24 protein-coding genes are annotated in these 22,068 nt (G+C 72.3%); 7 read left to right on the top strand and 17 right to left on the bottom strand.

Features of this window, described 5'->3' with window-relative positions; all coding sequences use genetic code 11:
* Positions 1-10 precede the first annotated feature (10 nt).
* Genes JOF43_RS17015 through infC form a run of 5 tightly spaced genes read right to left on the bottom strand, consistent with a single transcriptional unit; the run spans position 11 to position 4,278 of the window.
* Complete coding sequence (locus JOF43_RS17015; protein ID WP_209904208.1) at positions 11-2,125, bottom strand: bifunctional copper resistance protein CopD/cytochrome c oxidase assembly protein; 2,115 nt, start codon at positions 2,123-2,125, stop codon at positions 11-13.
* Between the two features lie 14 nt (positions 2,126-2,139).
* On the bottom strand, positions 2,140-3,024 hold the full coding sequence (locus JOF43_RS17010) for a TrmH family RNA methyltransferase (protein ID WP_209904206.1): 885 nt from the start codon (positions 3,022-3,024) through the stop codon (positions 2,140-2,142).
* A 19-nt stretch (positions 3,025-3,043) separates the two neighbouring features.
* Positions 3,044-3,424, bottom strand: coding sequence for a 50S ribosomal protein L20 (gene rplT, locus JOF43_RS17005; RefSeq protein ID WP_209904204.1), 381 nt, complete (start codon positions 3,422-3,424; stop codon positions 3,044-3,046).
* Between the two features lie 58 nt (positions 3,425-3,482).
* Positions 3,483-3,677 (bottom strand): 50S ribosomal protein L35, encoded by a 195-nt coding sequence (gene rpmI / locus JOF43_RS17000; RefSeq protein WP_209904202.1) that lies wholly within the window; start codon positions 3,675-3,677, stop codon positions 3,483-3,485.
* Between the two features lie 22 nt (positions 3,678-3,699).
* Entirely contained in the window at positions 3,700-4,278 is a 579-nt protein-coding gene (gene infC, locus JOF43_RS16995) for a translation initiation factor IF-3 (protein WP_245354758.1), read from the bottom strand.
* A 370-nt stretch (positions 4,279-4,648) separates the two neighbouring features.
* On the opposite strand from infC, the gene JOF43_RS16990 reads away from it, so the two are divergent.
* Positions 4,649-5,719: a DUF4352 domain-containing protein gene (locus JOF43_RS16990; RefSeq protein WP_209904201.1), complete on the top strand. Its 1,071-nt coding sequence runs from the start codon at positions 4,649-4,651 to the stop codon at positions 5,717-5,719.
* 102 nt (positions 5,720-5,821) lie between these two features.
* On the top strand, positions 5,822-6,196 hold the full coding sequence (locus JOF43_RS16985) for a DUF1844 domain-containing protein (RefSeq protein ID WP_209904199.1): 375 nt from the start codon (positions 5,822-5,824) through the stop codon (positions 6,194-6,196).
* A 66-nt stretch (positions 6,197-6,262) separates the two neighbouring features.
* Here JOF43_RS16985 and JOF43_RS16980 read toward each other — a convergent pair whose 3' ends face one another.
* The 7 genes from JOF43_RS16980 to JOF43_RS16950 all read right to left on the bottom strand — a co-directional run bounded on the left by JOF43_RS16980 (position 6,263) and on the right by JOF43_RS16950 (position 11,435).
* Entirely contained in the window at positions 6,263-7,273 is a 1,011-nt protein-coding gene (locus JOF43_RS16980; RefSeq protein WP_342592221.1) for an SseB family protein, read from the bottom strand.
* Positions 7,270-8,004: a bifunctional 1-(5-phosphoribosyl)-5-((5-phosphoribosylamino)methylideneamino)imidazole-4-carboxamide isomerase/phosphoribosylanthranilate isomerase PriA gene (gene priA, locus JOF43_RS16975; RefSeq protein WP_209904197.1), complete on the bottom strand. Its 735-nt coding sequence runs from the start codon at positions 8,002-8,004 to the stop codon at positions 7,270-7,272. The genes JOF43_RS16980 and priA overlap by 4 nt, the downstream gene beginning before the upstream one ends.
* 180 nt (positions 8,005-8,184) lie before the next feature.
* Positions 8,185-8,343 (bottom strand): hypothetical protein, encoded by a 159-nt coding sequence (locus JOF43_RS16970; RefSeq protein ID WP_209904196.1) that lies wholly within the window; start codon positions 8,341-8,343, stop codon positions 8,185-8,187.
* On the bottom strand, positions 8,340-9,041 hold the full coding sequence (gene hisH, locus JOF43_RS16965; protein ID WP_209904194.1) for an imidazole glycerol phosphate synthase subunit HisH: 702 nt from the start codon (positions 9,039-9,041) through the stop codon (positions 8,340-8,342). The genes JOF43_RS16970 and hisH overlap by 4 nt, the downstream gene beginning before the upstream one ends.
* Entirely contained in the window at positions 9,038-9,673 is a 636-nt protein-coding gene (locus tag JOF43_RS16960; RefSeq protein ID WP_245354588.1) for a hypothetical protein, read from the bottom strand. The genes hisH and JOF43_RS16960 overlap by 4 nt, the downstream gene beginning before the upstream one ends.
* On the bottom strand, positions 9,670-10,305 hold the full coding sequence (gene hisB, locus JOF43_RS16955) for an imidazoleglycerol-phosphate dehydratase HisB (RefSeq protein WP_209904193.1): 636 nt from the start codon (positions 10,303-10,305) through the stop codon (positions 9,670-9,672). Before hisB ends, JOF43_RS16960 begins: the two co-directional genes overlap by 4 nt.
* A complete protein-coding gene (locus JOF43_RS16950) occupies positions 10,302-11,435 on the bottom strand; it encodes a histidinol-phosphate transaminase (protein ID WP_209904191.1) in 1,134 nt (377 codons plus the stop codon). The genes hisB and JOF43_RS16950 overlap by 4 nt, the downstream gene beginning before the upstream one ends.
* A 151-nt stretch (positions 11,436-11,586) precedes the next feature.
* On the opposite strand from JOF43_RS16950, the gene JOF43_RS16945 reads away from it, so the two are divergent.
* Positions 11,587-12,114 (top strand): DUF3054 domain-containing protein, encoded by a 528-nt coding sequence (locus JOF43_RS16945; protein WP_209904189.1) that lies wholly within the window; start codon positions 11,587-11,589, stop codon positions 12,112-12,114.
* Between the two features lie 117 nt (positions 12,115-12,231).
* Here the strand turns inward: JOF43_RS16945 and hisD are convergent, their stop codons facing one another.
* Positions 12,232-13,566, bottom strand: coding sequence for a histidinol dehydrogenase (hisD, locus tag JOF43_RS16940; protein WP_209904187.1), 1,335 nt, complete (start codon positions 13,564-13,566; stop codon positions 12,232-12,234).
* Positions 13,567-13,669: 103 nt separating this feature from the next.
* Between hisD and zupT the strand changes: the two genes are divergently transcribed.
* The 4 genes from zupT (at position 13,670) to JOF43_RS16920 (ending at position 19,108) form a co-directional block, all read left to right on the top strand.
* Positions 13,670-14,500, top strand: coding sequence for a zinc transporter ZupT (gene zupT, locus JOF43_RS16935; protein ID WP_209904185.1), 831 nt, complete (start codon positions 13,670-13,672; stop codon positions 14,498-14,500).
* 77 nt (positions 14,501-14,577) lie between these two features.
* Entirely contained in the window at positions 14,578-15,798 is a 1,221-nt protein-coding gene (locus tag JOF43_RS16930) for a hypothetical protein (RefSeq protein WP_209904183.1), read from the top strand.
* Positions 15,799-15,987: 189 nt separating this feature from the next.
* Complete coding sequence (locus JOF43_RS16925; RefSeq protein ID WP_209904181.1) at positions 15,988-18,216, top strand: NADP-dependent isocitrate dehydrogenase; 2,229 nt, start codon at positions 15,988-15,990, stop codon at positions 18,214-18,216.
* A 103-nt stretch (positions 18,217-18,319) separates the two neighbouring features.
* On the top strand, positions 18,320-19,108 hold the full coding sequence (locus JOF43_RS16920) for an alpha/beta fold hydrolase (protein WP_209904179.1): 789 nt from the start codon (positions 18,320-18,322) through the stop codon (positions 19,106-19,108).
* 28 nt (positions 19,109-19,136) lie between these two features.
* Here the strand turns inward: JOF43_RS16920 and JOF43_RS16915 are convergent, their stop codons facing one another.
* From JOF43_RS16915 to JOF43_RS16900, 4 genes are all read right to left on the bottom strand, one after another.
* Positions 19,137-20,039 carry a sulfite exporter TauE/SafE family protein gene (locus tag JOF43_RS16915; RefSeq protein WP_209904178.1) on the bottom strand — a complete coding sequence of 301 codons (903 nt, stop codon included), beginning with the start codon at positions 20,037-20,039 and terminating at the stop codon, positions 19,137-19,139.
* Positions 20,040-20,106: 67 nt separating this feature from the next.
* Positions 20,107-20,487 carry a DUF488 domain-containing protein gene (locus JOF43_RS16910; RefSeq protein ID WP_209904176.1) on the bottom strand — a complete coding sequence of 127 codons (381 nt, stop codon included), beginning with the start codon at positions 20,485-20,487 and terminating at the stop codon, positions 20,107-20,109.
* 103 nt (positions 20,488-20,590) lie between these two features.
* Entirely contained in the window at positions 20,591-21,088 is a 498-nt protein-coding gene (tpx, locus tag JOF43_RS16905; RefSeq protein ID WP_209904174.1) for a thiol peroxidase, read from the bottom strand.
* Positions 21,089-21,141: 53 nt separating this feature from the next.
* Positions 21,142-22,011 (bottom strand): polyphosphate kinase 2 family protein, encoded by an 870-nt coding sequence (locus tag JOF43_RS16900; RefSeq protein WP_209904172.1) that lies wholly within the window; start codon positions 22,009-22,011, stop codon positions 21,142-21,144.
* Positions 22,012-22,068: the final 57 nt, after the last annotated feature.

Genomic DNA, 22,068 nt, shown 5'->3' with positions numbered 1-22,068 from the left:
CTGGAGCAGGTCACGCGGGTGGGTCCGTGGGGTCCTTCTCACCCTGCTGGTCGGGGGTCACGGACGGATCCGTCTGGTCCTGCGCGTCCTGCTGGACGGCGACCGTCGGAGAACCTGCGGCAGCCTGCGCCCCCTGCCCGGACCGCGGAGCCTCCGCAGTCGGCGGTACCTCTCCCCGCAGCCGCGCGAGATAGGCGTTGTAGGCCTCGAGCTCGGCCCCACCGTCGCGGTCGGCCTTGCGGTCGTACTGGCGGGCGTGACGGTCCTCGGACTGCATCCACATCGTGGCCATCAGGATCGCGTAGCCGAGGGTGGGGATCTCGGAGACCGCCCACATGATCGATCCGCCGCGGACCTGGATCAGCTGGAGCTGCTCGGCCGAGTACATCCCGAGCTCCCCGTACCAGTCCGGGGCGATCAACCAGGTCGCGGACACCAGCGCCACCCCGAAGAAGGCGTGGAAGGCGAGGGTGACCAGCAGTGTGATCAGCTTCAGTATCGGGTTGATCGGCCTGGGGGACGGATCCACCCCGATCAGCACCCAGGCGAACAGGTAGCCCGTGGCCAAGAAGTGCACCACCATCAGCACATGGCCGACGTGGGTGTACATCGCGGCCTCGAACAGCGGCGAGAAGTAGAAGACCACCAGGGATCCGGCGAACAGGAGGCCGGCCACCGGCGGCGAGGAGACCAGCCGCGAGTAGCGGGAGTGGAGGCCCGCGAGCACCCATTCCCGGATCCCGCGGGAGCCGTCGGTGCGCGGGGCGACGGCCCGCGAGAGCAGGGTGACGGGCCCGCCGAGCACCCACAGCGGGGGCACGATCATCATCATCGCCATGTGCTGGACCATGTGGGCGTCGAAGCGGAACCGACCCCAGGCGGCCGCTCCCCCGCTCGTCACCCAGGCGAGGGCCACACAGCCCAGCACGAAGGCGAGCGTACGGTGCCACTGCCAGGAGTCCCCGCGACGGGCCAGCCGCACCACGCCGGTCACGTACAGAGCGGCCAGGGACGCGGCCAGCGCCAGCGCGATCCAGTCGGGCTGGAACAGCGTGAACATCGTGCTGGGGCCGAACTCCTGCTCCGGCGCCAGGTACCCGACCAGCGACAGGATCCTCAGGTCGCCCTCGGCAGGGATCTCCTGCGGCACCGGCGGCGCGGAACGGCCCAGCGCGATCGAGGCGCCGATCACCGCCGCCATCACCACGCCCTCGGTCGCGGCCAGGTGGCGGAAGCGCAGCCGGTCGTCGAGCCGGCGCCGCTGCACGGCTCCGAGGCAAGCCAGCGTGATCAGGCCGACGGCCTTGGCCAGCACCACGCGGCCGTAGCCGGTGGTCAGCAGCTCGCCCCAGGTGGACATCCGGATCGAGGCGCTGAGCAGGCCACTGATCGCGAGCGAGGCGACCGCGGCCAGCGCCCAGGGGGAGAAGCGGTGCACCGTCGTCGACAGTCGCTCGTCGCCGAGCCACGGGGCGATCAGACCGATCAGCAGCAGCCCGCCCACCCAGACGGAGACGGCGAGCAGATGGAGCACCATCGCGTTGACGGCGTTGACGTGGTCAAGGCTCGCGCCGGCGTGACCGGCCAGGCCCAGGGAGGCGACGCCGATCCCGGCGAAGGCCAGACCCCAGCAGGCCAGGACGGTAGAGCGGGCGAGCGCATAGGCGAGGGCGGACAGCGCCGCCGCGATGCCGATGATCAGCTGCACCCGGCCGAGGTCCCCGCCCAGCGCGATGTCCCACACGTTCAGGCCCGAGTCCGCCCCGGCCGCTTCGAGACCGCCCAACGGGACCAGCGTCACCGAGGCCGCGGCCCACAGCAGGGCACCGGCCGCGCCGAGCCGCACCGTGCGGCGGCGCACCGGATCCAGCGTCGTCACCTCGCGACGGGACGGCCCGGGCAGGAGCAGGACGGCGGTGCCGCCGGCCCCGACGGCGAGCAGCAGCCCGAGATGATGCAGGGCGCGCACGACGGGCGTCCCCCAGGTGACCAGGGGCGACGCGGGAACGAGGGTCGCAGGTCGGGCGGCCCCGGTGGCGAGCAGACCGATGAGGGCGCTCGCGAGGGTCAGGACCAGCAGGAAGGGGAGGGCGAGAGCGCCGATCCGGAGGGCGCGACTGCTCATGCTCCCGCCTCTGCTCATGCCCCCGCCTGCCGACGTCGCAGGGACTCGAACAGGCAGACCGTCGCCGCGGTGTGGACGTTCAGGGACTCCGCGCGCCCTGCGAGCGGGATGCGGACCGACAGCGGCGCCGCGTCCAGGGTGGCCCTATCCAGGCCGCGGGCCTCGTTGCCCAGGATCCAGGCGATACGTTCGGGAAGGTCGGCGGTGAACAGCTCGGCCTGCGCGTAGCCACTGGTGGCGGCCGCGGTGATGTCGGCATCGGCGAGTGCCGCGAGCATCTCGGAGCCGTCGGCACCGGTGAGGACGGGGAGGTGGAACAGGCTGCCCACCGAGGCGCGCACTGCCTTCGGCCCGTAGGGGTCGGCGCTGGTGCGGGTGAGCACCACGAGATCGGCGCCCGCGGCGTCGGCGGTGCGGATCAGGGTCCCGACGTTGCCGGGATCGCGCACCTCGTGCAGCACGAGAACCATCACGGGCTGCAGCGATGGGAGGTCCCTGACCGCGGTGAGGGCCAAGGACGGGTCGGGCGCGGGAAGGGTGCCCACAGCGAGCACTCCCTGCGGGCTGACCAGCGCTCCGGCGCCGTCGGGGGCCTCGCCGCCGTCGCCGCTCTCGCGGACCATGGCACGCAGGATGCGGTCCTCGACCTCGTGCACGGGGACGCTCGCGGCCCCGGCGAGATCGGCCAGCTCGGGGTGGTCCGCCGCGGCGCGGGCGGTGACGAAGAGTTCGAGCGCCAGATCAGGGCGGTCCCTGAGCAGGGAGCGGACCGCCTGCGGTCCCTCGATGCGGAACCGGCTGAGCTTGCGACGCGCGGAGCGCCCGGCCAGTGCCGCCACCGTCCGCACCCGCTCGGAGCGGGGGGAGGTGATCGGCGACTGATCCGGGCGCTCGGTCATCGCGTGGTGCGACGCGATGTCAGGCTGCCGGCGCGTTGACGTCCTTGGGGAGGGCGTTCTTGGCGACCTCGACCAGGGCGGCGAACGCCGGGGCGTCGTTGACCGCGAGCTCGGCGAGCATGCGACGATCGACCTCGACACCCGCGAGGCCGAGGCCCTGGATGAGGCGGTTGTAGGTGAGTCCGTTGGCGCGCGAGGCGGCGTTGATGCGCTGGATCCAGAGCTGACGGAAGTCGCCCTTGCGCTTCTTGCGGTCACGGTAGTTGTAGGTCTGCGAGTGAAGGACCTGCTCCTTCGCCTTGCGGTACAGACGAGAGCGCTGGCCACGGTAACCGCTGGCCTGCTCGAGGATCTCCCGACGCTTCTTCTGGGCGTTGACCGCCCGCTTCACGCGTGCCACGTGATACTCCTTCGATCGTAAGTTCAGGGGCGCGGGAGGCGTGCTCCCGCGTGGGCGATCAGCGGCCCAGCAGCTTCTTCATGCGCTTGACGTCGGCCTTGTCGACAGAGGTGTCGCTGCCGAGACGGCGCTTGCGCGAGGAGGACTTGTGCTCCAGGAGGTGACGAGCGTTCGCCTTCTCCCGCATGAGCTTGCCCGAGCCGGTCACGCGGACGCGCTTCTTGGTCCCCGAATGGGTCTTGTTCTTCGGCATGTGCCTGTTCTCCTTCGTACGTTCAGGACTCGGTGCCGGAGCCGGCATCGGCCGCGGAGTCGGACGAGTCGTCCTTGTTCCGGGCGGCAGCCTTCTCGGCGTCAGTCTTGCGCTTGCGGGCCTCGGCCATGGCCTGGGCCTTCTTCTTGTGAGGCCCGAAGACCATCACCATGTTGCGGCCGTCCTGCCGCGGATGGGACTCGACGAAGCCGTACTCGGCGACGTCCTCGGCCATACGCTGCAGCAGCTTCACGCCCCGCTCGGGACGGGACTGCTCACGCCCGCGGAAGCGGATGATGACCTTGACCTTGTCGCCGCCGTCCAGGAACTTCTCAACATTGCGGCGCTTGGTCTCGTAGTCGTGGGTGTCAATCTTCAGGCCCATCCGGATTTCCTTCTGGACCGTGTTCGCCTGGTTCTTCCGCGACTCGCGGGCCTTCAGGTTGGCTTCGTACTTGTACTTGCCGTAATCCATGAGGCGGGCGACCGGCGGGTTCGCGCCGGGTGCGACCTCGACGAGGTCGAGATCTGCTTCCGCGGCGAGACGCAGGGCGTCCTCGACACGGACCTCGCCGACCTGTTCGCCGGCGGGCCCGACCAGCAGGACCTTGGGGACCCTGATCTGACCGTTGATGCGCTGTTCGCTGATGTTGGCTCCTCACCTTGGTTCGAGTCGGACACGACGAAGGCCCCCGCTTCATGCGGAGGCCCCAAGGTGCCGGGCGCCGGAGCGTCTGTCGGGCACTGCGGCCCGACGATCGGGCACGATGGCCCGACGGCGATACTGACCCGGCTGCGGTTCGCTCGGCCCGGAAGCGCGAGCTGGTTGCTGCGAGGTGGGAAGGGACTCCACTTGAGGAACGACGTGACGAGGGTTTCGACCTGTTCCAGTCGTCTATCCTAGCAGGAGCGTCCGCGCAGTCCAGGTGATGTGCGTCGCGTCCACGTGCTGCGACCAGCGAGGAGATCGGGTGGGTATCGACCGCGACACTTCCGGGGAGCCCGATCCGCGTGACGGATCGTCCCCCTCGGCGGCCGATGCTTCGGATCCGTCCAGGTCAGGCGGGCCCGGTGCGTCATCGGGGGCCACCCAGGAGTACGGATACGGGGCGCCGCCGCCGGCGGGAAACGAGGAGACGCCGCCGACGGGAACCGACGGGGCGTATCCGGTTCCCCCGGGAAGCACCGGCGCCGGCTACGCCACCGACCCCGATCCCGGCCGCGGAGCCGATTCCGGCGCCACGCCCGAGGGCGTCGCCGACCACGGCATCGTCGAGGACGCCGACAGCGTCGCTGCCGGCAACGCCCCGGGCCAGGGTCCCCGCACCAGCACGCCTCCGGCGTCCGGCCTGCACCCGGAGACGGGCCTGCGCCCCGGCACGGCACCGCGCGCCGTGCTGCGGCCGGTGCCCGAGGGGTTCCCGACGCCTCCCCCGCGCCCGGCGCGGCCTAATCGTCGCCCCGCCCCGAAGACCGAGGCGGATCCCGACTCCCGTCGACCTCGCGTGCTGATCGCCTCCCTCGCCGTGGTCGCAGCGCTGATCCTGGTCGTCGCCATCGGTGGCAGCATCCTCGCCTATCGCGCGCTGAGTCCCGATCCCTCCGAGGGCGCAGCCCCCGAGGCCACCGCGGACGGTGGCGACAGCGCCGCCGGCGAGGTCGCGATCGGAGAGGTGACCGTCCGGGAGGTGAGCACCGAGCCGGGCGTGCAGTCGGTCGGCGACGCGGGTGCCGGGGCCGTCGAGGCAGAGGGCGAGTTCGTCGTCGTCACCCTCGAGGTGGACAACGCCACCGACGCCACGGTCTCGATCGACGGCCACGAGACGCTGCGGACCGCCGACGGCGAGACCTACGAGACCGATTCCGACGCCTCGCGCAAGCACATCGGCGAGGGCAAGGCCTATGGCACCGTCGGACCCGGCGAGAGCGCCACCTTCCACCTCGTCTACGACGTCCCGATCGGTTCCGAGCCGGCCGAGGTGGAGATCGACTTCGCCGAGAACGCCTCCGCCGGCGACGGCATCCTCCCGCTGGGCGGCTGAGCCCGGCATCACGGCACGACCGACCGTCGCACGAGCGGCCATCACCTGTTCCCGCCGTGGTCACCGCCGGTGACCACGCACCCCTGAGCACGAAGGACTTCCATGAACGTCACGCACGACCACGACATCACAGGCCAGGCCGAGGACTCCGCCGAGGCGCTGCGCGACATCTCCGAGGTCGCGGCGGTCGAGATCATCACCTCGGCCTGCGTGCACCTGATGAGCGCCGCCGCGGTGAAGGTCGGTCTGGCCGAGGACGAGGAGACCGGTCAGTACCAGGACCTCGCCGAGGCGCGGAAGCTGATCACCTCGCTGGCCGGTCTGGTGACCGCCGCCGCTCCCGAGATCGGCAACGAGCACGCTCGTTCGCTGCGCGACGGACTGCGCTCCTTGCAGCTCGCCTTCGCCGAGGCGCTCCCCTTCCCGGACGCCCCGGGAGAGGCCCCCGGAGAGAAGTACACCGGCCGCGTCTCCTGACGCACCCGACGCCCGCGCCCGCGGCCCATCCCCCGCCGTCGCGGGCGCTCCTGTCGCTCGAACCGGTCAGGACCCCAGGACGAGTCGCAGCGAGCTGATGCGTTCGGCGACCAGCGGTTCGGCGCCGAGGCGCGCGGAGACCTCGTCGACCACCGCGCGGACCTGGCCCTTGGTGAGTCCCGGGGCCAGCCGCAGGTGGAGGTCGATCTCGCTGCGCTCCCCCGCCCGGGCGGCGAGCTCCGCCACCTGGTCCGTCGCTTCGGCCAGGCGGCTCAGCACCCCGACGAGCTCGAGGTCGAGATGGGGCGGGATCCACTCCCGCCCCTGCGCCAGCGCCCACAGCACCGAGCGGGGCAGCAGGATCGGGCCACCCTCGTCCTCTGCGGTCGCGGCGTCGACCAGCAGAGCGGTGCACGCTTCCTGCACGGCCGCCTGCGCCGCCTGGGGCGCCACCACGGGCACCGGACGGGCGTCGGTGCGCCACGCTGCCAGCTGCGCGACGGAGGTGAAGATCGGCAGCACCGTCGACCCGTCTGGCGCGGTGATCGAGACCATCGCCATGTCGGCCCCGTTGTCGCCGGTCACCCCGTGCGCCGTGGTGTCGGTCCCGGTGGCGACCGCCATGATCGGCACCAGCACCCGGCCGGCGGCGAGGGCCGCCACCAGGGCCTGACGGTGCGGGTCCTCGCCACCGCGGTGAGCGCTCAGCGCCCGAGCCAGCTCGGGTGGCGCGGAACCGTCATCGCCCGGGAAGGGACTGACGGTGTAGTCCCGCCCTGCCCAGGGCACGCCGGCGGTGTCGGTCAGCGGGGACTTCTCGCGGAAGTGGGCGGGCAGCGCGCGATGCGCCTGCTCGACGCGCGCGGAGCGGTCAGTGCCCTCTGGCCGGTGCATCTCGTCGGCGCTGCCCGCTGCGTCGGCGCTGCCCGCTGCGTCGGCGCTGCCCGCTGCGTCGGCCCCGCTTGCGAGGTCGGCCCCGGTCTCTCCGCTGACTCCACCGGCCCTGCCTTCCGCCTCGGCCCCGGTCACCCCGCCGGCCCCCTCGGCGTCCTGCGGGCGCCCAGGCCCCTCGGTCACGGCCGCCCCGCGACGTCCAACGCCTCGCCCATCGTGAAGGCCCGGGCGTACAGGGCCTTGCCGACTATCGCACCCTCGACGCCTTCGGGAACCAGCTCGCGCAGGGCGCGCAGATCCTCGAGCGAGGAGATGCCGCCGGAGGCGACGACCGCGGCGTCGGTGCGCGAGCACACTTCGCGCAGCAGGTCGACGTTGGGGCCGCGCAGCGTGCCGTCCTTGGTGACGTCGGTGACCACGTAGCGCTGGCAGCCGGCCTCGTCGAGGCGCTCCAGGGTCTCCCAGAGGTCGCCGCCCTCGCGGGTCCAGCCTCGGGCGGCCAGGGTGGATCCGCGCACGTCGAGGCCGACGGCGATCCGGTCTCCGTGCTCGGCGATGATCTCCGCGGTCCACTCGGGGTTCTCCAGCGCAGCGGTGCCGAGGTTGACCCGACGGCACCCGGTGGCCAGTGCGGCCGTGAGGGACTCGTCGTCGCGGATGCCGCCGGAGAGCTCGACGTTCATGTCGACGGCGGCGACGACCTCGGCCAGCAGGCCGGCATTGGATCCGCGTCCGAAGGCCGCGTCGAGGTCGACGAGGTGGAGCCAGTTCGCCCCGCCCTCCTGGAAGGTGACGGCGGCGTCCAGAGGTGCGCCGTAGGCGGTCTCGGAGCCCGCCTCACCCTGCACCAGGCGGACGGCCTGGCCGGACTGCACGTCGACGGCGGGGAGCAGCTCGAGCACGGGAGCGGTCATGGGGTGCCTCCTGGCGGCGGGGTGGAACGGGGTCGATGCCCGCAAGGGGGATCGAGGAGTCGGGCGGGTTCGGTGGGACGAGGCTCGGGAGGGATCGATGCGGCGGCCGATGGCCGGGCCTGTAGGCGGCCGGTGGGACGGTCATGCGCGCTGCCGGGGGGCGGCGCAGGGCCGACGAGGTCAGCCGCTCTGGAGCCTCCAGATCGACACGGCCACGCAGGCGAGACCGGCCAGGGCCATGCCCGCGACCGCCCACCAGGGCTTCCGGGAGCGGTAGAAGGACCAGGCGCCGCCGAGGACCATGCCGCCGGCGAACAGCAGGAGGAAGGCGTAGATCATCGCACCGGCTCCTCGAGGCCCTCCGCCGCTCCCGCCGCGGTGCCGCGGCGCGGGAGGGTGCGCAGCCAGTTGGACAGCAGCGCCGCCCCGGCCTCACCGGACTTCTCGGGGTGGAACTGGGTCGCGGTCAGCGCGGCGTTCTCGACGGCCGCGATGAAGCGGTCGCCGTCGTGCTCGGCCCAGGTCACCAGCGGCGCGGGCAGGGAGCCGATCGGCTCCATCTCCCAGGTGCGGGCGGCGTAGGAGTGGACGAAGTAGAAGCGCTCCTCCTCGATGCCCGCGAACAGCCGTGTCTCCGTCGGCGCCTCGACGGTGTTCCAGCCCATGTGGGGCACGACGGACGCCTCGAGCCGGGTGATCTCGCCGGGCCACTGGCCCAGTCCCGCGCTGCGCACGCCGTGCTCGGTGCCCGCGTCGAACAGGATCTGCAGGCCGACGCAGATCCCGAGAACGGGCAGCCCGCCGGCCAGGCGGCGCTCGATGAGGCGGTCCCCGCCGACGGCGAGGACCTGTTCGCAGGTGGAAGCGAACGCCCCGACGCCGGGGACCACGAGACCGTCGGCGGCCAGCGCCGACTTCCGGTCCGCGGTGAGTTCGACCTCGGCCCCGGCGGCCTCGAGGGCGCGCACCACGGAGCGGACGTTGCCTGATCCGTGGTCCAGGACGACGACGCGCGGGGCGGTGGCCTCCGCGCTCACTTGTTCTTCCCCTTCCCGGCGATCCAAGACAGCGCCTCGGCACGCGTGATCGTCGAGGGGTCGATGCCCTCGTCGAGCTCCCCCAGGTCCGTCGCGCCGAGCAGCAGCTCCTCGACCAGGTCGTCGACCGCGCCGAGCACGATCGCGGGCGAGATGTCCTCTCCGCGCTGACCGTTGCGATAGCGGGAGGCGGTCATGCGGTCGCCGCGGCGCCAGAACAGCACGATGCCGTTGCGCTGCAGAGCGGCCGAGGCGATGGCCGCGAGATCGTGGGCAGCCGTCTCGGTCAGCGCGCCGACGGCGATCGCGCCGGTGCGGGTGTCGAGGGTGCGGCTGCCGGTGGGGATGTCGATCCCGTCGGTGCGGGCCTCCCGGCCCAGGCGGATCGCGCCGGCGAGCGCCGTGGCCGAGGCGACGGAGGTCGCGACCACGGCGATGGTGGGCTCCTGCTCGTCCTCGGTCCCGTCGGTGAGCACGTCCTCGACGGTCAACGGGGCGTCGTCGAGGGACAGCCCCTCGGTGAGGCGGGCGAACTCGGCGTCGATGTCGTCGGCGGGCCGGCCGGGATCCTGCCCGTCGTCGGGTCCCTCGGGGGGATCCCGGTGCGGGTCACGGGGGTCGGAGGTGCTCACAGCGCTCCCTTCGTGGAGGGCACGTCCAGCACCCGGTCGTCGTAGGCGCAGGCGGCGCGCAGCGCGCGGGCGAGCGCCTTGAACTGGGCCTCGACGACGTGGTGGGGATCGCGCCCGTCGATCAGCCGGATGTGCAGGCAGATCGCGGCATGGTGGGCGAGGGACTCGAAGACGTGACGGGTCAGCGAGCCGGTGAAGTGACCGCCGATGAGGTGCAGGGCCTGCGCCTCGCTCTCACCGGTGTGCACGCAGTAGGGGCGCCCGGAGAGGTCCACGACGGCCTGGGCCAGCGACTCGTCCAGCGGCACTAGGGCGTCGCCGAAGCGAGCGATGCCCTTCTTGTCGCCGAGCGCCTCCCGCAGCGCCTGGCCGAGCACGATCGCGGTGTCCTCGACGGTGTGGTGGGCGTCGATCTCGGTGTCACCACTCGCCCTCACGGTCAGGTCGAAGCGGGCGTGGGTCCCCAGGGCCGTGAGCATGTGGTCGAAGAACGGCACGGAGGTCGAGACGTCCACCTGGCCGGTGCCGTCGACATCGACGGTGACCTCGACGGAGGACTCACGGGTGGTGCGGGCGATGCTCGCCCGACGCGACGGTCGCACGGGGACGGCGGTGGGATCGGCAGCGGTCATCGGGGGTCGGCCTCCTCGAGGGCGGAGCGGAATGCGGCGTTGTTCTCGGGCGTGCCGACGGACACGCGGAGCCATCCGTCCGGGCCGACGGCCCGGACGAGCACGCTGCGCTCGAGGAGATCCTCGAACACGGCGTCACGGTCCGCGAACGTGCGGAACAGGATGAAGTTCGCGTCGGACGGCGCGACGGCGTGGCCGCGCCCGGCCAGGTGCTCGGCCAGGGCGTCGCGCTCGGTCCGCAGCAGCGCGACCTTCCCCAGCAGCTCCTCCCGGTGGGCGAGAGCGGTGCGGGCGACGGCCTGGGTGACGGCCGAGAGGTGGTACGGCAGGCGCACCACCCGCACGGTGTCGACGATCGCAGGGTGGGCCACCAGATATCCCAGGCGCGCCCCGGCGAGGGCGAAGGCCTTGGACATGGTGCGGGTGACCACGAGATTCGGGTGGGTCTCCAGGAGGGTCAGCGCGCTGGGCACGCCGTCGCGGCGGAACTCGCCGTAGGCCTCGTCGACCACGAGCAGGCCACCGGTCCCGGCCAGGGCGCTCGCAGCGGCCTCGACCACGTCGAGCGTGAGCGCGGTGCCGGTGGGGTTGTTCGGGCTGGTCAGCACCACGATGTTCGGCCGGTGCGCGGCGATCGCCTCGGTGACGGCCTGCGCGGTCAGCGTGAACTCGGGGGCCGGGCCCCGTGCGGCGATCTCCCACCCGGTGTAGGTGTCGCGCGCGTACTCGGGGTACATGGAGTAGTGGGGGGCGAACCCCAGCGCGGTGCGTCCGGGCCCTCCGTAGGCCAGCAGCAGCTGGTGCATGACCTCGTTGGACCCGTTGGCGGCCCACACCGCCTCGGGGGCAGGAGCGGGGACGCCGGACTCGGCGGCGAGATAGTCGCCGAGGTCGGCGCGCAGTGCGAGCACCTCGCGGTCCGGATAGCGGTTCAGGCCGGCGGCCGCCTCGGCGGCGGCGCTGCCGATCGCCGCGGCCAGTTCCGCAGAGGGCCCGTAGGGGTTCTCGTTGACGTTGAGCGCATGCTCGACCTGGAGCTGCGGGGCGCCATAGGGAGCGGCGCCCACGATGCCGTCGCGCGGCACGGGCAGCGCGACAGGGGCCGTGGTCGGAGCAGAGGTCTCAGGCATGGCCCCCATGGTAGTTCGGGCTCGGCCCCGAGGATCCGCGCGCCCACCGTCCAGACCGGCCGGACTCCTCGCCCCGTCGCGAACGTGGCACCCTTCACAGGCTCGGCGGCGGCTGGGAGCGTGCACCGGTTGCCGGACGTAGCCTAGGGCGATGTTCCGTTCCCTGGGTGCCCTGGTCGGCGACCTGTTGGTCGTCATCCTCTTCGTCACGATCGGCTTCCTGCAGCATGGCACGCCGCTGACCTCGGAGAACATCGTCCTGGTCGGGTGGCCGTTCGCCCTCGGCGTGCTGCTGGGCCATCTCGCGATCCGGGCGTGGAACGCGCCCTTCCGGATCTGGCCGCACGGCCTGTTCGTGTGGGCGATCACGCTGGCGGCCACCATGGCGATCCGCACGCTCTTCGCCGCCGGCACTGAGGTGTCGTTCATCATCACCACCGCGATCATCACCGCCGTCGGCATGCTCGGCTGGCGCGCGGTCGCCCTGTTCCTCACCCGCGGTGAGCGGAGGCGACCGAAGGTCGTCACCGGTGCGGAGGCGGCCGAGGTGGACCAGGCCGGGGCGAAGGCGGCGGGGATCGACGGGGACGAGTCGCACGAGATCGCATCGAGCGAGACCGAGGCAGGCGATCCGACCGAGGCCGACATCCCGTCGTCAGAGCGCGACGCCTCCCGCTGAGCGCAGGTCCGTAACTGGCGCTATGGCATGCGCTCTGGTCATATCGCCAGAGCGCATGCCATAGCGCCAGTCGTCGACCACGCGACGCAGCAGCGAGCGCCGGGGCGACGGGCGTGCTCAGTCGAAGCGGATGTCGATCGCCGTGCCGTGGGCGGGCAGGCCCTCCGCATCGGCCAGGGCGGTGGCGGCGTCGCGCGCCGTGGCGAGGGCGTCGCGGTCGTACTGGACGACGTGGATGCCGCGCAGGAAGGTCTGCACGCCGAGACCGCCGTTGAAGCGCGAGCTCCCGCCCGTGGGCAGCACGTGGTTGGAGCCGGCGGCGTAGTCACCCAGGCTCACGGGGCTGTGGGGACCGACGAACACCGCGCCCGCGTTCGTCACCCGAGCGGCCACCGCCGCGGCGTCGGCGGTCTGGATCTCGAGGTGCTCCGCCCCGTAGGCGTCGACCACGGCGAGCCCCTGGTCGAGGTCGTCCACGAGGACGACACCGCTCTGCTCACCACGCAGGGCCTCCGCGATGCGCTCGTGGTGCAACGCCCTGGGCACCTGCGTCGCGAGCTCCGCCTCGACCGCGGCGGGCAGCTGGTCGTCGTCGGTGACCAGCACGCTCGCGGCGAGCGGATCGTGCTCGGCCTGCGAGATGAGGTCCGCGGCCACGTAGGCGGGATCCGCGGTGGCGTCGGCGAGGATCGCGATCTCGGTGGGGCCTGCCTCGGCGTCGATCCCGACCCGTCCGCGCACCAGGCGCTTGGCGGCGACGACGTACACGTTGCCCGGCCCCGTGATCAGGTCGACCGGTTCCAGCGGGACCCCCGCTCCGAGATCGTCGGCACCGTGGGCGAGCAGGGCGATGGCCTGGGCGCCGCCGGCGGCGATCACCTCGGTGACCCCGAGCAGGGCACAGGCGGCCAGGATGGTGGGGTGAGGCAGGCCGCCGAACTCCTTCTGCGGCGGGGAGGCGAGCACGATCTGCTCGACGCCCGCGACCTGGGCGGGCACCACGTTCATCACCACGGAGCTGGGCAGCACCGCGCGCCCGCCCGGCACGTACAGGCCCACCCGGCGCACCGGCACCCAGCGCTGGGACACCGTCCCACCCGGCACGACCTCGACGCTCTCCGTCGGGCGTCCTTGGGCCGCGTCGACCCGGCGCACCCGGTCCGCGGACTCCTCGAGCGCCGCACGGATCGCGGGGTCGAGCTCCTCGAGCGCGCGCTGCAGCTCGGCCTGCGGGACCCGCAGATGCTCGGGCCGTACCCCGTCGAAGCGCTCGGAGGCGTCCAGCACGGCGTCGGCGCCGCGGGCCGCGACGTCCTCGACCACGGGGCGCACGGCGACGGCTGCGGCCTCGACGTCGAGCTCCGGCCGGGGCAGAGCGGCCGTGAGCTCGGCAGCGGTCAGCGTCCGCGAGCGCAGGTCGGTGACGGCGAGGTAAGAGGCGGGTTCGGGCATGGGGACAGTCTACGAGCGCCCTCCTCCGCGCGGCGCGCCGTGCCCACTTCGCGAAAGGACCTCTGTCCCGGATGGCCGCGCCTCGACGGCTAGGGTCGTCCCCGTGCTCGTCGCCTTCCTCCTCACTCTCCTCGCCGGTGCTGCCACCAGCATCGGTGCCGCCCTCGGCGTCCTCGGCCGGGGGACGAACCCCAAGGTGCTCGGAGGCGGTCTCGGCCTCTCGGCCGGGGTGATGCTCTACGTCTCCTTCGTCGAGCTGATGCCGGAGGGTGCGCACATCCTCTCCGGCGGCGACACCGTCACCACCCGGGGCACGACTCTGGCCGTCATCTCCTTCTTCGTCGGCATCGCGCTGATCGCCGTGCTGGACCGCCTGGTGCCCGAGTCCGTCAGCCCGCACGAGTTCGCCGGACGCATGACCGGCAGCGTGGGCCACGCCGAGGTGCGGGACGCGGCCGAGCAGGCCGCGGACCGGGCCCTGCGGGCGCGTCTGCTGCGCACCGGGACGGTGACCGCAGCGGCGCTGGCCCTGCACAACGTGCCCGAGGGCTTCGCGACCTTCGTGGCCGCACTGCAGGCCCCCGAGATCGCGGTCCCCGTGGTGGCGGCGATCGCGGTGCACAACATCCCCGAGGGGCTCGCGGTCGCGGTGCCCGTCCGCCGCGCGACCGGCTCGCGGGCCAAGGCGTTCTGGCTCGCGACCATGACGGGGCTCGCCGAGCCGGTCGGGGCGGTGATCGGGTTCCTGCTGCTGGCTCCGCTGCTCGAGGGCGGGGCGATGGGCGCGATCCTGGCGGGAGTGGCCGGAGTGATGGTGTTCGTCTCCCTCGACGAGCTGCTGCCGGCGGCGGAGGAGACCGGTGAGCACCACACGGTGATCTACTCTCTCATCGCGGGCATGGCGATCATGGCCCTCACCCTTCTGGTGCTCTGAGCGGGCCCTCGGGTACGTTCCTGCCTCAGGGGAGGCCCCGGAACGACCCGGGACCGAGACGACCGGGGAGGGATCGCATGCGGATCGGCAGCATCGGCGTGCGCGCAGGACGTCGCCGCTCGTCCGGCGGAGAACGCGGTGCCGCCGCCCGCGCCGTGGCCGGACCGGACCGTCTCGCGCGCCCCCTCGCCGCCTGCGTCCTGGTGCTGACCATCGCCGCCTGCGACGGTGCGCCTCGCGGCGAGGAGCCCACATCGGCCGCTCCTGCGCCCTCCATGGACCCCACCGAGGTGGCGGAGGCGGGGACCACGGCCGTGGACCCGTCCTGGCTGTGCGCGCCCGGCGGCGACTCCGAGGCCCCCGCCTACACCCCGGAGCCCGGGGTCTTCACCCCCGAGACGGTGCAGGCCGAGGGCAATGCGGTCACGGTCTCCGGCCCCTTCGCTCTCGCGGAGGACTACGACTACGGGGGCTTCGCGCCCGACGGGGTGGTCGTCCCCGCCGATCCCGCGCACCGAGGCACCCCGGCGGACGGCTACGACAGGCAGCTGGGCACCGAGGACGCCCCGGCCCCGCCGCTGGTGGTGCGCGAACGGGTGGAGGTCACGGGTGAGGGAGCGGCACCCTCCGCGGCGACGGCACGGCTGACGCTGGGCACCTGCGACGACGCCCCGATGCCCGACGGCCAGTATCTGCTGTCCCTGCAGGGCGGCGGGGTCGACGGACCCGGCCGCGGCGAGGACGGCTGGAGCTCCTCACGGGACGTGATGCTCGACGTCGTCGACGGGAAGCTGCAGACGGTGCCCGGCGCCACCGACGCCACCGACGGAGAGGTCCCGGCCGATCTCTCCCCTCTGGAGTGCCGCGCCCCGCTGTCGTCCGTCGGGGACGGTGACGGGCTGAGCGTCGCCGTGTCCCGGCAGGACACGAGCGTGTCCACGACGGTGCCGGAGGAGGAGGCCGGCGTCTCCGTCGACGCCCGAGTCAGCGTCACCTCCGAGGATCTCGGCACCCGTGCCCTGTTGCAGGGCGTCGTGCTGACGAACCCCTCCACCGGCACCGTGGTCGCGGGGGCGCGCAATGCCGGGTCCGTCGGCCTGCAGTGGATCGGCGAGGACGGCGTCAGCACCGCGGAGACCGCCTGGACCACCCGGTCGACCTGCACCCGCGCCCCGCTGGATCCGGGTGGCTACGAGGCGCACGGCTTCGCGGTGACGGTCGACGACGAGGGGGCGACCCACATCGTGCTCTCGGACCCCTGGACAGTGGACGTCGTCGAGGAGGGCGCCACCCCCTGAACGGGTCCGTCCGGGCACGTCGCCCCGGCCCGTGCCCGCTCGCCCGACCGCTCGGGCACGAGGCGCGGGACGAGGGGCTCGTCACGTACCGTGGAGGCATCCGCATCGACGTCGCGGGCCCGCTCCCGCCGTCGATTAGTCTTGACGTCAAGACACATGCCGCACCGACCCGAGGGAGCCCCGCGACACATGGCGCGCATCATCTACACCCACACCGACGAGGCACCGCTGCTGGCGACCGCATCGTTCCTGCCGATCCTGGACGCCTTCTCGAACACCGCCGGGATCGACGTCACCACCCGTGACATCTCCCTGGCCGGCCGCATCGTCGCAGCCTTCTCCGACCTGCTGCCCGAGGAGCAGCGTGAGGCCGACGCCCTCGCCGAGCTCGGCGAGCTCGCGAAGACCCCCGAGGCGAACATCATCAAGCTGCCGAACATCTCCGCCTCCGTGCCCCAGCTGAAAGCCGCGATCACGGAGCTGCAGGGGCAGGGCATCGCCCTGCCCGACTACCCGGAGTCTCCGGAGACCGACGAGGAGAAGGACGTCCGCGCCCGCTACGACTCGGTCAAGGGCTCCGCGGTCAACCCCGTCCTGCGCGAGGGCAACTCTGATCGTCGCGCCCCTGCCGCCGTGAAGAACTTCGCCAAGGCCCACCCCCACCGCATGGGCGAGTGGTCGAAGGACTCCGCGACCTCCGTGGCGACCATGGGTGCGGACGACTTCCGCTCCCACGAGCAGTCGGTCGTCCTGGAGAACGAGGACACGCTGTCGATCGTGCACGTCGCGGCCGACGGCGCCGAGACCGTGCTCAAGCCGTCGATCCCCGTGCTCGCCGGCGAGGTCGTCGACTCCACGGTGATGCGGGCCGAGGCGCTGGATGCGTTCCTGCGTGAGCAGATCGCCGCTGCCAAGGAGCAGGGGGTGCTGTTCTCCGTGCACCTCAAGGCGACCATGATGAAGGTGTCGGACCCGATCCTGTTCGGTCACGCCGTCCGCGCCTTCCTGCCCACCCTGTTCACGCAGTTCGGCGATCAGCTCGCCGCGGCGGGGCTGTCCGCGAACCACGGCCTGGGCGGCATCCTCGCCGGGGTCGAGGACCTCGAGGAGTCGGTGCGCGCCGGCGTCCGGGCCGCCATCGAGCAGGATCTGGCCGACGGCCCGGACCTGGCGATGGTCAACTCCCACAAGGGCATCAGCAACCTCCACGTGCCCTCCGACGTCATCATCGACGCCTCGATGCCGGCGATGATCCGCACCTCGGGCCACATGTGGAACAAGGACGACGCCGAGCAGGACACCCTCGCGGTGATCCCGGATTCCTCCTATGCGGGCGTCTACGCCGCCACGATCGAGGACTGCCAGGCGCACGGCGCCTTCGACCCGACCACCATGGGCACCGTGCCCAACGTCGGCCTGATGGCGCAGAAGGCCGAGGAGTACGGCTCCCACGACAAGACCTTCGAGATCGCCGCCGACGGCCGCGTCGAGGTGCGCGACGCCTCCGGTGCGGTGCTGACGAGCCACGAGGTCTCGGCCGGGGACATCTTCCGCGCCTGCCAGGCCAAGGACGCGCCGATCCGCGACTGGGTGCAGCTCGCCGTGCGCCGCTCGCGCGAGTCCGGGATGCCCGCGGTGTTCTGGCTCGACGAGACCCGCGCGCACGACCGCAACCTCATCGCGAAGGTCGAGGCGTACCTGGCCGAGGAGGACACCGACGGCCTGGACCTCCGCATCCTCTCCCCCGTGGAGGCCACGAAGCACACGCTCGAGCGCGTGCGCCGCGGCGAGGACACGATCTCGGTGACGGGGAACGTGCTGCGCGACTACCTCACGGACCTGTTCCCGATCATGGAGCTCGGCACCAGCGCCAAGATGCTCTCGGTGGTGCCGCTGATGAACGGCGGCGGCCTGTTCGAGACCGGCGCGGGGGGCTCCGCTCCCAAGCACGTCCAGCAGCTGGTGGAGGAGAACTACCTGCGCTGGGACTCCCTCGGCGAGTTCCTCGCCCTGGCGGAATCGCTGCGTCACCTGGCCCGCACCGCGGACAATCCGCGCGCCGCGGTCCTCGCCGACGCGCTGGACCGCGCCACCGAGACGCTGCTGAACGAGGGCAAGTCCCCGCAGCGCAAGCTCGGCAGCATCGACAACCGTGGCAGCCACTTCTACCTGGCCCTGTACTGGGCCCAGGAGCTGGCCCGGCAGAGCGAGGACGCGGAGCTGGCGCAGGCCTTCGGCCCGATCGCGAAGGAGCTCACCGACGGCGAGCAGACCATCGCCGGCGAGCTGCTGGCCGTGCAGGGCTCCCCGGCCGACATCGGCGGCTACTACCGCCCCGACGGGACCAAGGCCGATGCGGTGATGCGCCCCTCGAGCACCTTCAACCGCATCCTCGAGGAGATCTCCGCGGCGCTGTGAGTCCACGGCTCCCCTGAGCCCCGGCCGGCGCCGGCCCGACCGCCCCGTGCGGAGCGGGCCGGCGTCGGTCGCTTCCGCGTCCTGGAACACCACGAGGAGCACCGTGACCGTCATCCCCTCCCCCGTCGACGGCATCGACCTGCGTTACGACGTGACCGGCAGCGGCCCCGCCCTGGTGCTGCTGCACGGCTCCGTGCTCTCCCGCGCGATCTGGCGGGGGCTGGGCTATCTCGAGCCGCTGGCCGCCGAGCACACCGTGATCCGGGTCGATCTGCGCGGCCACGGTCGCTCCGGCGCCCCGCACGATCCGGCCGCCTACTCCCAGGAGATCTTCGTCGCCGATCTGCTGGCGGTGCTCGATGCCGAGGGCATCGGCCGCGCAGCGCTGCTGGGCTACTCGCTGGGAGCGCGGATCGCGCTGACCACGACGCTGGAGCATCCCGGACGCGTCACCCGCCTGGTCTGCCTCGGAGGCTCCTCCTCCCCGCAGCAGGGCGCCGTGGACTCGGTGTTCTTCCCCGGCGTGATCGACACCGTGCGCGACCAGGGGATGGAGGCGTTCTGCGCCGGTCAGGGGCTGGGCCCGGAAGTCACCTCCCGGCGCGCCCGCGCCACCCGCACGGCATTCCTCGCCGCGGACCACCGGGCGGTCTCCGCTCTGCTGACCGCCACGGATGCAGCCGAGGGCGTCCCCGACGAGGCCCTCGCCGCCTGCACGGTGCCGGCCCTGTGGATGGCAGGCACCGAGGACCATCCGCGCTACGAGGAGTCGCGGCACGCGGCGGGGACCATGGCCGACGCGGAGTTCGTGCCGCTGCCCGGTCGCGACCACGGCGGCACGCTGTTCCCGCCCGACGAGGTCCTCGCCCACGCCCTGCCGTTCCTGCGCTGAGGAGGCGACCGGCCCCTCCGCTGCGCGCTCAGAGCACCTGGCGGACCAGGGCGATCAGGGCGACCACGACGATGATCCCGCGCAGCAGCCACTCGGGCATCCGCTTGGCCAGGTGCGCCCCGAAGAATCCGCCCAGCAGCGCGCCCAGCGCGATCGCTGCGCTGCCGAGCCAGACGATCTCGGCGTCGAGCACGAAGAACGCGATCACGTACACGGCGGCGGCGGAGAGGTTGACCGCAAGGCTCAGGAGGTTCTTGATGCTGTTGACCGACCCCATCGTGCGACCGGTGAAGATGCCGAGGATACCCAGGTACAGCACTCCCTGGGCGGCGGTGAAGTAGCCGCCGTAGACGGAGGCGGCGCCCAGGGATCCGATCAGCGCCGGCGAACGCAGCGGGCTGGGCTCCGCGGTCCGGTCCTCCCCTGCGCCCTCGGCCCCGATGCCTGTCCTCGACTCCCCGCCCGGGGAAGCCGCCGGGTCCGTCACCCCTGAGCTCGAGGTCCCGCCCGGCTCTCGCGGTCCCTCACGCTCCGCCCGTCGGTCCTTGCCGGCGCGGATGGCGGTGGTCAGGCGCTTCTGGAAGACGACCATCACCAGGGCGACGACGATCAGCACCGGCACGACGACGTCGAGCGCGGACGCCGGGGAGACCAGCAGCAGCAGGGCTCCCGCGGTCGCGCCCACCGTCGCGGTGACCGTCAGCGGCATGAGGTGCTGCTTCTCGGCGGCGATCTCCCGGCGGTATCCGAGACAGGAGCCGAGGGTCGAGAAGAACATCCCCACCGTGTTGGTGCGCACCGCGACGCCCGGCGGGATGCCGAGCGCCATCAGCACCGGGAGCGTGAGCAGGGAGCCCGACCCGACCGCCGCATTGATGGCTCCGGCGAGGGTGCCCATCACGAGCAGGACGACGAGACTCACGGGTTCCACGAGCGATGACCCTACTGTCGTCCGGAGGCGCGCGGGGGGACGTCCACGGGCGCGCGGCCGTCGCGGTTCAGCGCAGGAGCTCCTCGAGCGCCTGCTGCAGCACCAGGGCGTGGTTGTGCTCGGTGTCCTTCGCCGCGAAGAGCAGCACGATCCGGGTCGCCTTCACCGTCCGGGCTCGCTCCAGGAGGGCCGACGGCGCATCGCTGTCGTCGAGTTCACGCCGATAGAGCCGGGCGAACTCCTCGAAGCCGAGCTCACCGGCATGGAAGGCGGTGCGCAGGTCGGGGCCGGGCGCGACGTCCTTGTCCCAGTCGTCGTGCGCGAGCCGCTCCTTCTTCACCCCGCGCGGCCACAGCCGGTCCACCAGCACGCGGTACTCACCGGTCGCGGAGCCCTCGTCGTCGAGCACGTCGTGGACGCGCTCCCGGATGATCGTGATCTCGCTCATCTCCCGGCCTCCCTGTTCGGCGCCGTGCGGCGGCGGATGCGACAGGACCCGGCCCGCGCGAGGCGGGCCGGGTCCCGGGATCACGTGGCGTGCGGGGTGGCCGTCAGGACAGCGCCGCCCGGGCCGCGTCGTAGTCGGGCTCCTCGGCGATCTCGGCCACCTGCTCGGTGTGGACGACCTTGCCGCTCTCGTCGGTCACCACGACCGCCCGGGAGAGCAGACCGGCCAGGGGCCCGTCGGCCATGGTCAGGCCGTAGTCCTCCCCGAAGCTGGAGCGGAAGGCGGAGCCGGTGACGACGTTCTCGATGCCCTCGGCGCCGCAGAAACGCGCCTGGGCGAAGGGGAGGTCCTTCGAGACGCACACCACGACCGTGTTCTCGAGACCGGCGGCCAGCTCGTTGAACCTCCGCACCGACATCGCGCAGGTGCCGGTGTCGAGCGAGGGGAAGATGTTCAGCACGATGCGCTTGCCGGCGAGGTCGGCGCTCGTCACGGGCGAGAGATCGGCGCCGACGAGCTCGAAGGCGGGCAGCGCCGAGCCGGTGCCGGGCAGCTCGCCGACGGTGGTGACAGGGGTGTTCTGGAAGGTGATGGAAGCCATGGGCCCATCTTCGCCCTCCCGCTCCCACGGTGCAAACGGGTGCCTGGGAGCGGTCAGTCCATCGTCGCCCGCAGGCGCCCGATCTGCTCCTCGACGTCGAAATCGGCCTCGGGCCACTGCGGATCGATGCCGGTCAGCGCATTCAGCAGCAGCTGCTGCACGGCGATCCGGGCGTACCACTTGCGGTCGGCCGGGACCACGGTCCACGGGGCCCGCGCGGTCGAGGTGGCCCGCAGTGCTCGCGTGTAGGCGTCCATGTAGTCGTCCCAGTACGCCCGCTCGTCCACGTCGCCCGGGTCGAACTTCCAGTGCTTGTCGGGGCGCTCGAGCCGCTCCATCAGCCGCTCGCCCTGCTCCTGGCGCGAGATGTGCAGCATGACCTTCACGATCACGGTCCCGGCGTCGGTCAGCTCACGCTCGAAGGCGTTGATCGCGGCGTACCGGCTGCGGATCTCCTTCGCGTCGGTCATGCCGTGCACGCGGTGGATGAGCACGTCCTCGTAGTGGGAGCGGTCGAAGACGCCGATCATCCCGGGCCCCGGCGTGTGCTTGCGGATCCGCCACAGGAAGTCGTGACGCTTCTCCGCCGGCGTGGGGGCCTTGAATGCGGCGATGTCCACGCCCTGCGGGTCGACGCCACCGACCACGTGGCGCATGATGCCGCCCTTGCCGGAGGTGTCCATGCCCTGCACGATCAGCAGGACGGAGCGTCCCTCCTGGTGCCCGTGATGTGCGGCGTAGAGCCGTTCCTGGAGTTCGTCGAGGGCGCTGTCGCGCGCGGCGAGCAGCTTCTTGCCGTCTGCCTTCTTCCCCTCGAACCCGGGGGTCGCGCGGGGATCGAACTCGGTGACCTTCCCTCGCCAGTCCGTCGCGAGCGGGAAGCCCACTGGCTTCTGGTCTGCGGGATCGCGCTTCTTCGCCATGGAGGCAGGCTAGCGCGGGCAGCCTTCGCGCACCGCGAATCCGGCGCACTTGACTCC

Origin of the sequence: Brachybacterium sacelli (genome assembly GCF_017876545.1) — a bacterium.
Classification (GTDB): domain Bacteria; phylum Actinomycetota; class Actinomycetes; order Actinomycetales; family Dermabacteraceae; genus Brachybacterium; species Brachybacterium sacelli.
Note: the sequence above shows the minus strand (reverse complement) of the source record. Positions and strands in the feature narration are given on the sequence as shown.

Bases quoted from the DNA above. Each gene is read 5' to 3' on its own strand.
- JOF43_RS17015 (WP_209904208.1), bottom strand. From the start codon at position 2,125: ATGAGCAGTCGCGCCCTCCGGATCGGCGCTCTCGCCCTCCCCTTCCTG.
- JOF43_RS17010 (WP_209904206.1), bottom strand. From the start codon at position 3,024: ATGACCGAGCGCCCGGATCAGTCGCCGATCACCTCCCCCCGCTCCGAG.
- rpmI (WP_209904202.1), bottom strand. From the start codon at position 3,677: ATGCCGAAGAACAAGACCCATTCGGGGACCAAGAAGCGCGTCCGCGTG.
- JOF43_RS16985 (WP_209904199.1), top strand. From the start codon at position 5,822: ATGAACGTCACGCACGACCACGACATCACAGGCCAGGCCGAGGACTCC.
- priA (WP_209904197.1), bottom strand. From the start codon at position 8,004: ATGACCGCTCCCGTGCTCGAGCTGCTCCCCGCCGTCGACGTGCAGTCC.
- JOF43_RS16970 (WP_209904196.1), bottom strand. From the start codon at position 8,343: ATGATCTACGCCTTCCTCCTGCTGTTCGCCGGCGGCATGGTCCTCGGC.
- hisB (WP_209904193.1), bottom strand. From the start codon at position 10,305: ATGACCGCTGCCGATCCCACCGCCGTCCCCGTGCGACCGTCGCGTCGG.
- JOF43_RS16950 (WP_209904191.1), bottom strand. From the start codon at position 11,435: ATGCCTGAGACCTCTGCTCCGACCACGGCCCCTGTCGCGCTGCCCGTG.
- JOF43_RS16945 (WP_209904189.1), top strand. From the start codon at position 11,587: ATGTTCCGTTCCCTGGGTGCCCTGGTCGGCGACCTGTTGGTCGTCATC.
- hisD (WP_209904187.1), bottom strand. From the start codon at position 13,566: ATGCCCGAACCCGCCTCTTACCTCGCCGTCACCGACCTGCGCTCGCGG.
- JOF43_RS16930 (WP_209904183.1), top strand. From the start codon at position 14,578: ATGCGGATCGGCAGCATCGGCGTGCGCGCAGGACGTCGCCGCTCGTCC.
- JOF43_RS16925 (WP_209904181.1), top strand. From the start codon at position 15,988: ATGGCGCGCATCATCTACACCCACACCGACGAGGCACCGCTGCTGGCG.
- JOF43_RS16910 (WP_209904176.1), bottom strand. From the start codon at position 20,487: ATGAGCGAGATCACGATCATCCGGGAGCGCGTCCACGACGTGCTCGAC.
- tpx (WP_209904174.1), bottom strand. From the start codon at position 21,088: ATGGCTTCCATCACCTTCCAGAACACCCCTGTCACCACCGTCGGCGAG.
- JOF43_RS16900 (WP_209904172.1), bottom strand. From the start codon at position 22,011: ATGGCGAAGAAGCGCGATCCCGCAGACCAGAAGCCAGTGGGCTTCCCG.